General features: G+C 69.8%; 16 protein-coding genes and 2 tRNA genes. 6 read left to right on the top strand and 12 right to left on the bottom strand.

What is annotated here, in order from left to right; translation table 11 throughout:
• The 4 genes from BM204_RS03185 to leuC form a co-directional block, all read right to left on the bottom strand.
• Window positions 1-393, bottom strand: a 393-nt coding sequence (locus BM204_RS03185; protein WP_256215522.1) for an HU family DNA-binding protein, incomplete at its 3' end; no start/stop codon positions are given.
• 243 nt (window positions 394-636) lie between these two features.
• The gene (locus tag BM204_RS03180; RefSeq protein WP_218031125.1) at window positions 637-1,458 is read right to left on the bottom strand and encodes an alpha/beta fold hydrolase; all 822 of its coding nucleotides are present in this window, start codon (window positions 1,456-1,458) and stop codon (window positions 637-639) included.
• Window positions 1,459-1,578: 120 nt separating this feature from the next.
• Window positions 1,579-2,184 carry a 3-isopropylmalate dehydratase small subunit gene (gene leuD / locus BM204_RS03175; RefSeq protein WP_091110344.1) on the bottom strand — a complete coding sequence of 202 codons (606 nt, stop codon included), beginning with the start codon at window positions 2,182-2,184 and terminating at the stop codon, window positions 1,579-1,581.
• A gap of 3 nt (window positions 2,185-2,187) precedes the next feature.
• Window positions 2,188-3,591, bottom strand: coding sequence for a 3-isopropylmalate dehydratase large subunit (leuC, locus tag BM204_RS03170; RefSeq protein ID WP_091110342.1), 1,404 nt, complete (start codon window positions 3,589-3,591; stop codon window positions 2,188-2,190).
• Between the two features lie 249 nt (window positions 3,592-3,840).
• Here leuC and BM204_RS03165 point away from each other — a divergent pair, with 249 nt between their 5' ends.
• Window positions 3,841-4,563 (top strand): IclR family transcriptional regulator, encoded by a 723-nt coding sequence (locus tag BM204_RS03165; protein ID WP_091110341.1) that lies wholly within the window; start codon window positions 3,841-3,843, stop codon window positions 4,561-4,563.
• Between the two features lie 55 nt (window positions 4,564-4,618).
• Here the strand turns inward: BM204_RS03165 and BM204_RS03160 are convergent, their stop codons facing one another.
• Together BM204_RS03160 and BM204_RS03155 are read right to left on the bottom strand one after the other, a co-directional pair.
• Complete coding sequence (locus BM204_RS03160; protein WP_091110339.1) at window positions 4,619-5,098, bottom strand: methylated-DNA--[protein]-cysteine S-methyltransferase; 480 nt, start codon at window positions 5,096-5,098, stop codon at window positions 4,619-4,621.
• A gap of 1 nt (window position 5,099) precedes the next feature.
• Window positions 5,100-6,593: a DNA-3-methyladenine glycosylase 2 family protein gene (locus tag BM204_RS03155; protein WP_091110337.1), complete on the bottom strand. Its 1,494-nt coding sequence runs from the start codon at window positions 6,591-6,593 to the stop codon at window positions 5,100-5,102.
• A 123-nt stretch (window positions 6,594-6,716) separates the two neighbouring features.
• Between BM204_RS03155 and BM204_RS03150 the strand changes: the two genes are divergently transcribed.
• On the top strand, window positions 6,717-7,946 hold the full coding sequence (locus BM204_RS03150; RefSeq protein ID WP_170259064.1) for an LCP family protein: 1,230 nt from the start codon (window positions 6,717-6,719) through the stop codon (window positions 7,944-7,946).
• Window positions 7,947-8,021: 75 nt separating this feature from the next.
• On the opposite strand, the gene BM204_RS03145 is transcribed toward BM204_RS03150, so the two are convergent.
• The 5 genes from BM204_RS03145 to BM204_RS03125 form a co-directional block, all read right to left on the bottom strand.
• A tRNA-Glu gene (locus BM204_RS03145) sits at window positions 8,022-8,094 on the bottom strand.
• A gap of 89 nt (window positions 8,095-8,183) precedes the next feature.
• Window positions 8,184-8,258, bottom strand: a tRNA-Gln gene (locus BM204_RS03140).
• Between the two features lie 56 nt (window positions 8,259-8,314).
• On the bottom strand, window positions 8,315-9,244 hold the full coding sequence (locus tag BM204_RS03135; RefSeq protein ID WP_091110334.1) for a CPBP family intramembrane glutamic endopeptidase: 930 nt from the start codon (window positions 9,242-9,244) through the stop codon (window positions 8,315-8,317).
• A gap of 11 nt (window positions 9,245-9,255) precedes the next feature.
• Window positions 9,256-10,731, bottom strand: a complete 1,476-nt coding sequence (gltX, locus tag BM204_RS03130) for a glutamate--tRNA ligase (protein ID WP_091110332.1) — start codon at window positions 10,729-10,731, stop codon at window positions 9,256-9,258.
• A complete protein-coding gene (locus BM204_RS03125; RefSeq protein ID WP_091110331.1) occupies window positions 10,728-11,537 on the bottom strand; it encodes a fumarylacetoacetate hydrolase family protein in 810 nt (269 codons plus the stop codon). Before BM204_RS03125 ends, gltX begins: the two co-directional genes overlap by 4 nt.
• A gap of 45 nt (window positions 11,538-11,582) precedes the next feature.
• Between BM204_RS03125 and BM204_RS03120 the strand changes: the two genes are divergently transcribed.
• The 4 genes from BM204_RS03120 (at window position 11,583) to BM204_RS03105 (ending at window position 14,185) form a co-directional block, all read left to right on the top strand.
• Window positions 11,583-12,458, top strand: a complete 876-nt coding sequence (locus tag BM204_RS03120; RefSeq protein ID WP_246165828.1) for a 3-methyladenine DNA glycosylase — start codon at window positions 11,583-11,585, stop codon at window positions 12,456-12,458.
• A 155-nt stretch (window positions 12,459-12,613) separates the two neighbouring features.
• Window positions 12,614-12,805, top strand: coding sequence for a DUF2087 domain-containing protein (locus BM204_RS03115; RefSeq protein ID WP_091110329.1), 192 nt, complete (start codon window positions 12,614-12,616; stop codon window positions 12,803-12,805).
• Entirely contained in the window at window positions 12,798-13,427 is a 630-nt protein-coding gene (locus BM204_RS03110) for a pentapeptide repeat-containing protein (RefSeq protein WP_091110328.1), read from the top strand. Before BM204_RS03115 ends, BM204_RS03110 begins: the two co-directional genes overlap by 8 nt.
• On the top strand, window positions 13,424-14,185 hold the full coding sequence (locus tag BM204_RS03105; protein WP_091110326.1) for a class I SAM-dependent methyltransferase: 762 nt from the start codon (window positions 13,424-13,426) through the stop codon (window positions 14,183-14,185). Before BM204_RS03110 ends, BM204_RS03105 begins: the two co-directional genes overlap by 4 nt.
• Window positions 14,186-14,310: 125 nt before the next feature.
• On the opposite strand, the gene BM204_RS03100 is transcribed toward BM204_RS03105, so the two are convergent.
• Entirely contained in the window at window positions 14,311-14,880 is a 570-nt protein-coding gene (locus BM204_RS03100) for a TetR/AcrR family transcriptional regulator C-terminal domain-containing protein (RefSeq protein WP_091110325.1), read from the bottom strand.
• Window positions 14,881-14,896: the final 16 nt, after the last annotated feature.

Here is a 14,896-nt window from a genome sequence, read left to right as displayed (position 1 = left end):
TGCCGCCTTCTTCGCCGGAGCCGCCTTCTTGGCAACAGCCGCCGCCTTCTTGACCGGAGCCGCCGCCCTCTTGGCAGCAGCCGCAGGGGCTGCGATCGTCAGCTTCGGCAGCTTCTTCGCACCGGAGACGACGTTCTTCAGGTCGGCGCCGGCACTGAACTTCGGCACCGCCGTCTTCTTGGCCTTGATACGGGCGCCGGTCTGCGGGTTGCGAACCCACCGGGCCTCACGGATCCTCTTCTCGAAGGAGCCGAAGCCCGTGATGGCGACCTTCTCGCCCTTGGCGACCTCACGCGTGATCGTGTCCAGAACGGACTCGAGTGCGTGGGCTGCCTGCTTACGGTTCCCCTCGTAGCGCGTCGCGAGTGCGTCGATGAGCTGTGACTTGTTCACTAGCTTCCCTTCCAATGAACTGGTGGCGTCGAGCTTTGCCCGACTTTCATCAATGCACGCTAGGCATTGGTGGCCATTGTCACAATCACCACGCCGAGAACAGCGAGACCTATTTTCTGGAGCTGGACCGCGAAAACGTTGGCGCACGCCCGGCAATTGCCGGACGTGCGCCAACGTCGTGAACATCGGGATTATCAGATATCCCTTACCTGCTTGGGATATCTCGACAAACGAGGACCGAGATCACTTCTCCAGGAATGCCAGGAGGTGCTGGTTGAAGACCGCTGCGTGGCTGACGTTCAAACCATGCGGTGCATCCGCGATCAGCGCCTGCTCGGCGCCGGCGACACTGTCAGCGGAGCGCTTCCCGGAGACCTCGAACGGCACGATGCCGTCGGAGTCGCCGTGGATCACGAGCGTCGGGACCTTGATCGTGGCGAGGTCCTGACGGAAATCCGTGGTCCCGAAGGCCTCGATGCAGGCCACCAGCGCGGCATCCTCGGCCTTCGCGGCCAGGGCCAGGGCGTCCTGTCGCTGCTCCTCGGTCACCTTGAGCTCCCCGCCGGCGGAGAAGAAGTTCGTGGTGAACCCGTCGAGGAAGCCCTCGCGGTCGGAGGAAGCGGCCTCCATCATGCCCTTGACGTCGTCCTCACCGAGGCCGCCACCGGGGTTGTCCTCGGTCTTCAGCAAGTAGGGCGGGATTGCGGCTGCGAACACGGCCGAGTGCACCCGAGCATCCCCGACGGTGCCAAGGTAGCGAGCCACCTCCCCGCCACCCATCGAGAAGCCGACGAGGCTCGCATCGTGGAGGTCCAAACCTTCGATCACGCCACCGAGGTCGGCGGCGAAGGTGTCGTAGTCGTAGCCCGTGCCGGGCTTGTCGGAGTCGCCGAAGCCGCGGCGGTCGTAGGTGACGACGCGGTAGCCCGCGTCGGTGAGGGCCGGGACCTGCTCGCTCCAGGAGGCGCCGCTGAGGGGCCAGCCGTGGATGAGCACGACCGGGCGGCCGGCGCCGCCGGAGTCGGTGTAGTTGAGGTCGATGCCGTTGGTCGAGATGGTGGGCACGTGAGTCCTTTCGTCGACAGGTGCGGTGAGCGGTGCCCGTGGGGACACGACCACCCGGTACCCGGGCACAAGGAAGTTGACGCGTCCCCTATTCCCACCGGACTCACGATGTGGACGCGCTCAGCCGTGGAGCGTGGCCGGCTTCCAGCTCGGACGAAGCGCCTCGTAGGCGGTGATGTCGTCGGCGTGGCTCAGGGTGATCCCGACATCGTCAAGACCCTCGAGCAGCCGCCAGCGTGTGTAGTCGTCGATGTCGAAGGAGTCCTCGATCGCGTCCTCGCCGGCGCCGGCACGCACCGTGCGCGACTCCAGGTCCACGGTGACAGCCGCACCCGGGGTCGCGTCGAGGTAGTCCCACAGCCGCTGGACGACCTTCTCGTCGACCTGGGCAGCGAGCAGACCCGCCTTGCCGGAGTTGCTTCGGAAGATGTCGGCGAAGCGCGAGGAGATGACCGCCTTGAACCCATAGTTCTGCAAGGCCCACACCGCGTGCTCGCGCGACGAGCCGGTGCCGAAGTCGGGCCCGGCGACGAGCACCGAGCCGGCGGCGTAGACCGGGTTGTTGAGGACGAACTCGGGATCGTTGCGCCAAGCACTGAACAGGCCGTCCTCGAAGCCGTCACGGGTGACACGCTTGAGGTAGACGGCCGGGATGATCTGGTCGGTGTCGACGTTGCTGCGGCGCAGCGGGACGCCGATGCCGGTGTGCGAGGAGAACTTCTCCATGACTCAGGCCTCCAGGTCGGCCGGGGACGACAGCGTCCCCCGGATGGCGGTCGCGGCTGCGACGGGGATGGAGACGAGGTGGGTGCGACCACCCTTGCCCTGCCGGCCCTCGAAGTTGCGGTTGGAGGTCGACGCGCTGCGCTCGCCGGGCTCGAGCGTGTCGGGGTTCATGCCCAGGCACATCGAGCAGCCGGCGCCGCGCCACTCGGCGCCCGCCTCCTTGAAGATCACGTCGAGGCCCTCGCTCTCGGCCTGCATGCGCACGCGCACGGAGCCGGGCACGACGAGCAGCCGCGTGTCGGCATCGACGGTGTGGCCCTCGATGATCTTCGCCGCCAGGCGGAGGTCCTCGATGCGGCCGTTGGTGCAGGAGCCGACGAAGACGGTGTCGACCTTGACCTCACGCATGGGCGTGCCGGCCTCGAGACCCATGTACAGCAGGGCCTTCTCGGCGGCGACGCGGTCCTGTGCGTCCTCGAACTCGGCGGGGTCCGGGACCGAGCCGCCGAGCGGGACACCCTGGCCGGGGTTGGTGCCCCAGGTGACGAACGGGGTCATCTCGGAGGCATCGAGGACGATCTCCGCGTCGAACTCGGCGTCCGCGTCGGTGACGAGCGTCTTCCAGTGCTCGACTGCGGCATCCCAGTCGGCGCCCTTGGGCGCCTCGGCGCGACCCTCGATGTAGTCGAACGTCATCTGGTCCGGGGCGATGAGGCCAGCCTTGGCACCCCACTCGATGCTCATGTTGCAGACCGTCATGCGGCCCTCGACGGAGAGCTCCTCGATGGCCTGGCCGCGGTACTCGACGATGTAGCCCTGGCCGCCACCGGTGCCGGTGTGGGTGATCAGCGTGAGCACCATGTCCTTGGCGGTGACACCGGGAGGCAGGCTGCCGTTGATGGTCACGGCCATCGTCTTGGGCTTGGCCTGCATCAACGTCTGGGTCGCGAGGACGTGCTCGACCTCGGAGGTGCCGATGCCGAAGGCGATCGCACCGAACGCACCGTGGGTGCTGGTGTGGCTGTCACCGCAGACGATCGTCATGCCCGGCTGAGTCAGGCCGAGCTGGGGACCGACGACGTGCACGATGCCCTGCTCGATGTCGCCGAGGGGGTGCAGGCGTACGCCGAACTCCTGGGCGTTCTTGCGCAACGTCTCGACCTGGGTGCGGGAGACGGGATCGGCGATGGGCTTGTCCCAGTCCAGCGTGGGGACGTTGTGGTCCTCGGTGGCCAGGGTCAGGTCCGGGCGGCGGACCGCGCGCCCGGCGATCCGGAGGCCGTCGAAGGCCTGGGGGCTGGTGACCTCGTGGATGAGGTGCAGGTCGATGAAGAGAAGGTCCGGCTCTCCCGCGTGGGAGCGGACGACGTGCTCGTCCCACACCTTCTCCGACAAGGTCTTGCCCATGTCTTCACTCCTTCGTGACCGGTGATCATGCCCGGACGACGCTACGCCGTCGTCCCATGATCTGAGATATCAATCTCGTCATGTGGACATGCCCGCCTGGGCGCCGCGACGCGACGACCCCACCGTGGCCCCGACGACTGCGACGCCGGACCGACGTCGCAGTGATAGTGGCCTGGACCACCCGCTGTCCCGACCAGGTCACACCGCACGGGTCTTGCATCCCATGATCTGAGACCGCAGTATTGCCATATGGACAACTCCAGTGGTGTCGGCGTTCTCGACAAGGCCGCGCTCGTGCTCACCGCGCTCGAGTCCGGACCCGCGACCCTGGCCGGTCTCGTGGCCGGCACCGGCCTCGCCCGCCCCACCGCCCACCGCCTCGCCGTCGCCCTCGAGCACCACCGTCTGGTCGCCCGCGACATGCAGGGCCGCTTCGTGCTGGGTCCCCGCCTTGCCGAGCTGTCCGCGGCTGCCGGCGAGGACCGACTCCTCGCGACGGCCGGACCTGTCCTCGCCCGGCTGCGCGACATCACCGGGGAGTCCGCCCAGCTGTGGCGCCGCCAGGGCGACCACCGGGTCTGCGTCGCTGCCGCCGAGCGCCCCTCCGGGCTGCGCGACACCATCCCCGTCGGCTCCCAACTGACCATGCGTGCCGGCTCCGCGGCCCAGGTGCTGCTGGCATGGGAGGACCCCGAGCGCATGCACCGTGGTCTCCAGAACGCCGCGTTCTCTGCTGCCGCACTGTCGGGCATCCGCCGGCGCGGCTGGGCCCAGTCCGTCGGCGAGCGCGAGCAGGGCGTCGCCTCCGTCTCTGCCCCGGTGCGCTCCCCGGGCGGCAAGATCATCGCCGCCGTCTCCGTCTCCGGCCCGCTCGAGCGGCTCTCCCGTCAGCCCGGCCGCATGCACGCCCCAGCCGTGCTTGCCGCCGCCGAACGACTCTCGGAGTCGCTGCGCCGCGCTGCGGCTGAGTGACCGCCGAGTCGGCGCGATGTTGCATGCAACATCGCGCCGACTCGGCGGGCCTCGCTCAGAACAGTGCGTCCTGCTCGAGCTCGAGCAGCACCTGCTTGCGCGCCACTCCCCCGGCGTAGCCGGTGAGGGTGCCGTTGGCCCCGATGACGCGGTGGCACGGGATGACGATCGGGATCGGGTTGCTGCCGTTGGCCAGGCCGACCGCCCGCGAGGCCGCGTTGGTGCGTCCGAGCCGCGCCGCGATCTCGCCGTAGGTCGCGGTCTCGCCGTAGTCGATGAGCTTCAGCTGCTCCCAGACCTGGGTCTGGAAGAGCGAGCCACCCGGGGCGAGCGGGAGGTCGAACTCCAACAGGTCGCGGTCGAAGTACGCCGTGAGCTGGCGTCGTGCCTCGGCGAGGACCGGGTGCGCGTCGTCGCGCCGACCACGCACCCGACCGTCGGGGTCCCCGAAGGGAGAGAATTCGATGGCGGTGATGGCACCGCCGTGCTCGACGAGGCGCAGCTCGCCGATGGGGCTGTCGGTCACGGTCCACATCTCAGACCTCCTGAGGGTCGGTGGGGAAGGGCGGCATGAGGGTGTTCCAGAGGTGCATCAACGCGTAGGAGCGCCATGGGCGCCACGACTCCGAGGCCGCGATCGCCGATGGCAGGTCGTGGCCCAGGCCGGCGAGGGCGTTGCGGACGCCGATGTCGGTGGGCAGGAACAGGTCGGGATGACCCAGTGCCCGCATCGCGACGTAGTCGGCCGTCCACGGCCCGATGCCGGGTAGCGCCACGAGGGCACGTCGTACGTCGTCGCGGTCGGGGCCGCGGTCGAGCGCGACGTCACCGGCGCTCAGGGCGGCGCACAGCCCGACCAGGGCCCTCCCCCGGGCCCGGGGCATCGGCAGCGTCTCGGGATCGACGCGGGCGAGGGTCGCGGCGTCGGGGAAGAGATGGGTGAGGCCCGCGATGCTCGTCTCGACGCACCGCCCGTGCTCCGCGACGATCCGACCCGTCACGGTCCGGGCGCCGGTGACGCTGACCTGCTGCCCGATCACCGTGCGTACGGCGGTCTCGTCACCGTCGACCTGGCCGGGCAGCCGCAGCCCCGGTGTCGCGCGCACCAGCGGTCCGATCACGAGATCGCCGGCGAAGTGGTCGGACACGGCGACCGGATCGCAGTCGGCGTCGAGCAACCGTCTGGCGCGCTCCACGGCAGCGGCCGTGTCGCGCAGGTCCTGGAGGCCGAAGGTGGCGGTGACGAAGGCTGTCTGCCCCTCGTCCAGGGCATCGGTGATGTCGAGCCGGACCGTGCCGGGCGCGTGTGGCAGGTCGAGGGTGCGGGCATACCAGCCGTCGCCGGCGACCTCCACGCCCGGCACGAGGTGGTAGGCGAGGAATGCCAGCAGCGCCCGGCCCGCGAACGGGGTGCGCACCGAGAGTCGCATCGTCACCGAGCCGGTGGTCGGACGAGATCCCCGACGCCCCCGGAGGTCGGTGGGGCTGGCGGCGTAAACCTCACGGATCGTGTCGTTGAACTGGCGCACGCTGGAGAAGCCGGCCGCGAACGCGATGTCGGCGCAGGTGAGCGCCGTGGTCTCGAGGAGCACCCGCGCGGTCTGCGCACGCTTCGCGCGCGCCAGCGCGAGCGGACCTGCTCCGAGCTCGCCGGCCAGCAGCCGCGAGAGATGACGTGAGGTGTAGCCCACGCGGCGCGCCAGCCCGTCGACGCCCTCGCGATCCACGACACCGTCGGAAATCAGTCGCATCGCTCGCCCGGCGGCCGTCGCCGCGACGTCCCAGTCGGGACTGCCGGGCGTGGCATCGGGCAGGCAGCGCTTGCAGGCGCGGTAGCCCGCGGCCTGGGCGGCCGCGGGGCTCGGGTGGAAGCTGACATTGGCGAGCGCCGGGGTGCGGGCCGGGCACGAGGGCCGGCAGTAGATGCCGGTCGTGCGGACCGCGGTGTAGAAGACGCCGTCGAAACGTCGGTCACGGGACTTCACCGCGCCGTAGCAGGACTCGGGATCGAGCCACTGGGTCGGTTGCATATGTCCATCCTCCTGCACCGCGACGGCCGGTGCTAGCGGGAATCGGACACCGGGATGGAGCACTCTCGCACCGGTATCGCGGATCTGTGGAGGATTCAACCAGGTGTTTGTGATGATGTGAACGTGGCCGACGACGAGACGCCGCCGGGCGACGCGCCGGCAACCCAGCCCGCGCTTGCTGCGCGCAAGCGCCCCATGGAGCGCGAGCACCGTCGTACGGTCCTGCGGGTCATCCTGGTCACGCACCTCGTGCTGGCTCTGTTGACCGGCGTCGGGGTCTCGGTGGCCTACCAGCAGCTCAACGGCAACATCGAGACGCTGCCCGGCATCCCCGACGGCGTCGACCGCCCCGACGCGATCGAGGTCGAGGGGCCGAAGCAGCCGATCAACATCCTCATCATGGGCTCCGACACCCGTGACTGCGAGGGCTGCGCCATCGACGGCGAGGCCGGCAGCGAAGGCTCGGACACCACGATCCTGCTGCACATCTCGGCGGACCGGAAGGACGCCTACGGCGTCAGCCTGCCGCGCGACGCGCTGGTCACCCGACCCGACTGCATGCTGCCCGACGGCGAGGAGGTCCCGGGCGAGGAGCTCGCGATGTTCAACGAGGCGTTCACCCTCGGCGGCGCTCTCTGCACGACCCAGATGTTCGAGGCGCTCACCGATGTCCGGGTCGACCACCAGGTCGTCGTGGACTTCAACGGGTTCAAGGACATGGTCGACGCGGTCAACGGGGTCGAGGTCTGCCTCCCCAAGGACGTCGACGACCCCGAGCACAACATCTTCTTCGACGCCGGCACGCAGACCCTGACCGGTCAGCAGGCCCTCAACTACGTGCGCGAGCGCTCGGTGCTGTCGGTCACTGGCGACATCGGCCGCATGACGCGTCAACAGGCCTTCATCGCCTCGATGATCAACAAGGTCGTCTCCGCGGGCACGCTGTCGCGTCCCGACCGGGTCTTCTCCTTCCTCGACGCCGCCACGAGCTCGCTCAAGCTCGACAAGGAGCTGGCCAACCTGCCGGCCCTCGTCGACCTCGCGATGCAGTTCAAGAACACCGGACTCGACGACATCCGCTTCATCACCGTTCCGTTCGCCGAGTACGAGCCCGACCCCAACCGGCTGGTGTGGACCGAGGACGCCGACAAGCTGTGGGAGCGCATCCGCAACGACCGGCGGCTCGGGCGTGACTTCAGCGAGGAGAGCATCAAGGCCGACGACCCGGTCGGCACCGCGAGCGGCTCCCCGTCGACGGCCTTGCCCTCCGACGGCTCCTCGGCCACCCCCGAGGAGACCGCTGCTGCCCAGGAGGCGGCCGCGGCGCGACTCGCTGCAGGTCTCTGCGCCTGATGCAGGCGTGCGACATTGCGCCGACTCGTCAATGCACGCAGGGCCGGTCCTGGTGGACCGGCCCTGCGTGATCTGTACCCCCGACCGGATTCGAACCGGCGCTACCGCCGTGAGAGGGCGGCGTGCTAGGCCGCTACACAACGGGGGCAAGAGTTGGTGCTGATGTTGCTATTTGGTGCTGCCACAGGTTAGCGAAAGCCACTCTGCCGCACAAAATCCCGGTCTCCACCGGCATCTTGGCTGGGATACTAGGACTCGAACCTAGAATAACTGGACCAGAACCAGTCGTGTTGCCAATTACACCATATCCCAATGGTCTTACTCTGCTTTGGCCCTCCGAACCGAGGTCCGGTGGCCGAGGAGAAACGTTACACGCGTGGCCCGACGGGTTCCAAAACGGCCCCACCGATCGTGCTCCGCACGCCCAGCCTGCGGGCCACGAGGACGGCCAGTGCCAGATAGCTGAGCGACTGCGTCAGGGTCACCGGGAGGCTCCACCAGGTGCCGCCGGTGGGGTTCATCGCCGAGGTCATGTCGCTGTAGGCCAGCGCCGAGCCGAAGGCGAGCCAGTTGTTGAGCACGTGCATCGCGATCGCGGCCTCGAGGCCGCCGGTGGCGATGGTGAGGATGCCGGCGACGACCCCGAAGGCGAAGCGGTCGAAGAAGATCGGCGGGTCCTGGGCACCGTGCGCCAGCGCGAACAGCAGCGCCGGCACGAGGACCGCAGCCGTCCGGCTGCGCAGGAGGCCTCCGAAGGCCTGGGTGAGGTAGCCGCGGAAGGCGTACTCCTCCCCCGCGGCCTGCAGCGGCGTGAGCAGGAGCACGACGAGGAGGAAGTCACGCGTGGTGTCGGTGAAGGCGTTGACGTCACCGGTGATGCCGGTCTCCTGCTGCGGCAGCACCGCCGAGACGGCCACGGTCGCGATCAGCGCCAGCACCGACAGTCCGAAGCAGACCGCCATCCACCGCCAGCGGATGCGGGGCATGACCGAGGAGAGCCATCGCGGCTTGAGCCCGTGCACGCAGCGCATGACGAACCAGCCGATCGGGATCGCCGCGGCCAGCGACAGGTTGAGGTAGGCCAGCATCGCGGGCGTCACGTCGTCGAGGTCTCCCAGCGCGGTCATCCGCTCCGCGCTGAGGTCACCGATCGCCGCGAAGTAGAGCGCGAAGACACCCAGCAGCAGCAACGGCGCGGCGAGGATGAACCCGGCGGCGTACGTCGTGAGACCGAGCAGCGTCCAGCCCCACCCGCGCCGCGGGGCGCCCCGAAGGATCTCGTCGTAGCCGTGGCCCATCAGGAGTCCCCTCAGCCCAGCGCGCTCTGCAGCCGGGCCAGGCTGCGCTCGCGGCCGAGCAGCTCCATCGACTCGAACAGCGGCGGCGACACCCGGCGGCCCGTGATGGCGACCCGCACGGGGCCGAAGGCCACGCGAGGCTTGAGCCCGCGCTCCTCGACCAGCGCCTGCTGCAGCGCCTCCTGGATCGCGGCCGTCGACCACTCGTGCAGGCCCGCCACAGCGTCGTGGGACGCCTGGACGATGGCCTTGCCGTCCTCGGTGAGGAGCTTCTCGACGTCGGCCTCGTCGCGCGTGAAGTCCTGCTCGTCGACGAAGAGGAAGCCGAGCATGTCGACGGCCTCGGTGAGCTTGTTGATGCGCTCGGCGACCAGGGGCATCGCCAGCTCGAGCAGCTGCGCGTCGGCGTCGCTGACGGGGTCGGAGACGACCCCCGCGGTCTTGAGGAACGGCAGCGCACGGTGGGTGATGTCCTCGGTGCTCAGCAGGCGCATGTGCGAGCCGTTGATCGCGTCGGCCTTCTTGACGTCGAAGCGGGCCGGGTTGGGGTTGACGTCCTTGATGTCGAACGCCTCGACCATCTCCTCCAGCGAGAAGATGTCGCGGTCGCCCGAGATCGCCCAGCCGAGGAGGGCCAGGTAGTTCATCAGGCCCTCGGGCAGGAAGCCCTGGTCGCGGTAGGCCAACGCGTGCGCCTCGGGGTCACGCTTGGAGAGCTTCTTGTTGCCCTGGCCCATGACGTAGGGCAGGTGGCCGAACTTCGGGGTCTCCTGGGCGATGCCGAGCTCGACGAGAGCGCCGTAGAGGGCGAGCTGGCGCGGGGTGCTGGAGAGCAGGTCCTCGCCGCGCAGCACGTGGGTGATCTCCATGAGGGCGTCGTCGACCGGGTTGACCAGCGTGTAGAGCGGGTCGCCGTTGGCGCGGCAGAGCGCGTAGTCGGGGACGTGCTCGGACTCGAAGGAGATGTCGCCGCGGACCAGGTCGGTCCAGGTGATCGACCCGTCGGGCATCCGGAAGCGGACGATCGGCAAGCGATCCTCACCCGCGAACGCCGCCCGCTGCTCGGCGGAGAGCTCGCGGCAGAAGCCGTCGTAGCCCATGATCTTGGAGCCGGACGCCTTGCGGCGGGCGTCGACCTCGTCGTTGGTGCAGAAGCACTCGTAGGTGTAGGAGGACTCACGCAGTCGCGCCAGCGCGTCGGCGTAGATCTCACCCCGCTCGCTCTGCTTGTAGGGGCCGTGCGGCCCACCGAGCTCGATCCCCTCGTCCCACGTGAGCCCGAGCCAGCGCCACAGCTCGAGGATCGCGTCGTAGGACTCCTGGGTGTTGCGCTCCTTGTCGGTGTCCTCCATGCGGAAGACGATCGTGCCGCCGTGGTGGCGCGCGAAGGCCCAGTTGAAGAGTGCCGTGCGGACCAGGCCGACGTGGGGAGAACCCGTCGGTGAGGGGCAGAACCGGACGCGGACCGATCCGGGGGTGCTGTTCATCGTGAAGCCACCTTGTTGGTCAGGGTGCCGAGACCGGCGATCGAGATCTCGACCTCGTCGCCGACCTCCATGGGACCGACACCCTCGGGGGTGCCGGTGAGGATGACGTCGCCCGGGAGCAACGTCATGACGCTGGAGACGTGTGCGACCAGCGCCGGGATGTCGAAGATCATGTCGGCGGTGGAGCCGTCCTGGACGAGCTCGCCGTTGAGGTGCGTCTGGAGGCGTACGCCGTCGATGAAGTGCTGCGGGTCGAGGTCGGTCTCGATCCAGGGACCGAGCGGGCAGAAGGAGTCGAAGCCCTTGGCCCGGGTGAACTGCACGTCGGACTTCTGCAGGTCGCGAGCGGTCACGTCGTTGGCGATCGTGTAGCCGTAGATGACGTCGGTCGCCTGCTCGGGCGGGACGTCGCGGCAGATGCGGCCGATGACGACGGCCAGCTCGCCCTCGTAGTGCAGGTCCTGCGTCTGCGAGGGGTAGAAGATCGGATCGAGCGGCCCGACCACGCTGGTGTTGGGCTTGAGGAACATCAGCGGCTCGGACGGCAGGTCGTTGCCCATCTCGGCGGCGTGCGCGGCGTAGTTGCGACCGATGCCGACGACCTTGCTGCGCGGCAGGACCGGCGCGAGGAGCTTGACGTCCGCGAGGCGGTGCTCCTGGTCGAGCAGCTTGATGCCGACGTAGAGGGGGTCGCCCGCGAGGGCGACCACGACGCTGTCCTCGGCGGGCTGGCCGAACTCGTCGACCTCCCCCGTCACGACGCCGTAGGAGGGCTCTGATCCGGTGGTGAACCTTGCGATGCGCACGCCCTCGACCCTATCGGCCGGCAGGGCGGCACCTACCCTTGGCGGGTGGAGACCTGGGCGGACCTCGGCGTGCTCGAGGAGGCGACGTGGCGTCAGCGCGCGAGCGCTCACGCCGCGCGCGTCGACGCGTTCGTGGCCCCGCACCTCCAGCGCCGCGACGCCGCCGTCAAGCATCCCGTGCACGACTTCCTCTTCACCTACTACTCCCAGCGCCCGGCCCAGCTGCGCCGCTGGCACCCCGGCTACGGCGTCGGCCTGGTGGGGGCGAAGGAGCTCGCTGCCCTCAAGGGCTACGAGCAGGTGGGGGACGTCATCGCCGTCGCGCCGTCGTACGTCGAGAAGCAGCGGCCGCTGCTCGGCTCCCTGCACGCGCTGCTCACGGCCACAGCGGCCCGCCCGGCCCACTTCGGCTGCTTCGGGCTGCACGAGTGGGCCATGGTCTACCGCCTCGCGGAGGACGAGACCCGCCACGCCGACTGGCCGCTGCGCCTCGGTCCCGACGGCACCGACGCGGTCGTGGATTCGCACAAGGTGGCGTGCTCCCACTTCGACGCCTACCGGTTCTTCACCGGTCCGGCGCGGCCGCTCAACACCCTCTCCCCCGGCCGAGACGACCGGCCGGCCTTCGAGCAGCCGGCCTGCCTGCATGCGGGCATGGACCTCTACAAGCACGCCTTCCGGCTGACCCCGATGGTGAGCAGCGACCTGGTCGCCGACTGCTTCGAGCTGGCCCGCGACATCCGTGAGCTGGACATGCGCGCCGCCCCCTACGACCTGGCGGACCTGGGCTTCGAGCCGGTGCGGATCGAGACGCCCGAGGGCAAAGCGGTCTACGTCGAGGCGCAGCGCGACTTCGTGCGTCGGGGTGCGCCGCTGCGGTCACGCCTCGTCGCGGAGTGCGAGCGGTTGCTGGGCACATGACCCGAGGGGCATGACTACGCGCGGCTGGTGCGTCCCGAGGCGCTCGCGCACGTCGTCGTCGCTGCTGACTGGCCGGTCTGAGGCGCAGGCGGGTCCCGACCCGCGGGAGGAGAACCCGATCGCGCGGTGTCGGAGTCTCGTGTGAGGGTGGAGCCGTGGACGAACGTGTGCTGGCCAACTTCCTCGCCCCCGACGAGAGCTTGCGGACCATCCCGGCCAAGCGGGCCAAGCTGCTGACGCGCTTCCACCCCGACTGTGCCGCGCTGCGTCGCTACCTCGTGGTGGACGAGTTCCTCACCCGCGAGCACTGCTTCTACTGGCGCAACGGAGGGACGGTCGATGTCTGACCAGGGTGGCTCCGCGCCGGGGCCGCAGGGCTCGCACGGCGCGACGTTCCGCGGCGAGGACTGGTTTTCCGAGGACCTCGGCGCCGCGCGCCACGTCGACTCGACCTTCATCGACGTCGACCTCAGCGAGGCTCGCTCGTCGGGCGCCGTCTTCGAGCGGTGTGTCTTCTCCGGGGTGCGGTTCAACGCCTCGGTCCACCGGGCGAGCGCCTTCGTCACCTGCGAGTTCGACGGGAGCAACCTCTTCGACGCCACCTTCGACGGCTGCAAGATGACCGGCTCGGTCTTCACCCGGTGCACGATGCGGCCGATGAAGGTGCGCGGTGGCCAGTGGCGCGGGGTGTCGTTGCGTGGGGCCGACCTGAGCAAGCTCGACCTCGCCGACCTCGACCTGCGCGAGGCCGACCTCTCGCTGTGCAACCTCACGTCGACGGTCCTGCGCGGCGCCCAGCTGTCCGGGGCATCCGTGCGCGAGACCAACCTCAGCGCGACCGACTTGCGTGGCGCGACGCTCGACGGCGTGGACCTCGCCGCGGCGCGTCTCCGTGGCACGCAGCTCGACCTCGCCGGGGCGCTGCTGCTGGCCGAGCTCCACGGGGCGCTCGTGGACGTGCCGCTGTGACCGAGCGCGCGCTCGTCTTCGGATCGGTGGCGCAGGCCTACGAGCGCTACCGGCCCGACTATCCCCCGGAGGTCGTCGACCTGGTGGTCGACCACGCCTGCCGGCCGGTGCGGACGGCGCTGGAGATCGGGGCAGGCACCGGCAAGGCCACCCGGGTCTTCGCCGAGCGCGGCGTCGCGGTCACCGCGACCGACCCCGACCCAGCCATGCTCGCTGAGCTGCGCCGGCACGTGCCGGCGACCGTGACCACCGTCGAGACGACGCTCGAGGACCTGGAGGCCTCATCGACCTACGACCTGGTGTTCGCGGCCGCGTCGCTCCACTGGACCGAGCCGACGCAGCGGTGGGCACGGGTCGCCGGGCTGCTCGAGCCCGAGGGCGTGTTCGCGTCGTTCGGAGGACAGCTGCTGCTGGCCGATCCTGCGCTCGAGGACGCGTTGCAGGCGGCGCAGTCACCGTGGCTCACCGACGACGGCTTCCCCTCCCCCGACGGGACGCCGAAGGACGCGCCGATGCGGTGGCCCGGCAGCGAGCTGGAGCGCTCCGACCTCTTCGACGAGGTCCGCCAGCACGTCGTGGCGCGTCGCCCGTCCGTGCCGGCGCTCGACTACGTCGGCCACCTGTCCACGATCTCGGCCTACCTGATGCTGACCGCCGCCGACCGCCAGCGGGCGTTCGACGCGATCCTCGCGGTGCTGCCCGACGAGGTGCAGCTGAGTGCCGACCTGACGCGGCACGTCGCGCGTCGGGTCGGCTGAGGGCCACGGTGCCGGCGGTCCTCATCGCTCGGCTCGTAGTCGGAAGGTGGTCCGTTCTGCCATGGTCAATCGTTTGACCACCCCCGGGGTCATGCCAGCGGGCCGCGGCACGGCAAACGTCTCGGTCAGACCTGGTGGAGGTCGGTGGGCTGGCGCAGCCGGATGCCGTCGATGACCAGCGACAGGCCGACCTCGAAGTCGGAGGCGTCGCGGGGGTCGTCGGTGATCGCGCCGTCGCTGCCGGCTTGGAGGTGGGTCTGCTCGTCGGCGGTGTGGCCGAAGACGAAGTGGAGGAGGGTGCGGGCGGCGGTGCGGGTCAGGTCGGCGGGGAAGCCGGCGTCGCCCAGCGCCGCGACCAGGGCGTCGTACGGCGCTGTCGCACCCAGCCCGAACGCGTGGACGGTGGCGACCACGTCGGCGCCGTCGCGGTAGGCCAGCATCGCGTCGCGGAGCTGGGCACAGACCGCGGCGACGCGAGAGTCCCACGGACCGCCGGGGAGCGGACGCTCGCCGCGGCGCAGGAGCTCGTCGGCGACGGCCGCGAGCAGGGACTGCTTGTTGACGAAGTGGTGGTAGAGCGCGCTGGGCTGGACGCCCAGCTCGGTGCCGAGGCGGCGCATCGTCAGGTCCGCGAGGCCGAAGCGGTCGAGCACGTCGATGGCCCGCTCGACGACGTCCTGCCGCTGGTAGCGCATCCGACTCCTGCTGCTC

It is taken from the genome of Nocardioides psychrotolerans, from assembly GCF_900113685.1.
Taxonomy (GTDB): domain Bacteria; phylum Actinomycetota; class Actinomycetes; order Propionibacteriales; family Nocardioidaceae; genus Nocardioides; species Nocardioides psychrotolerans.
This window is presented reverse-complemented; position numbering and strand designations above follow the sequence as displayed.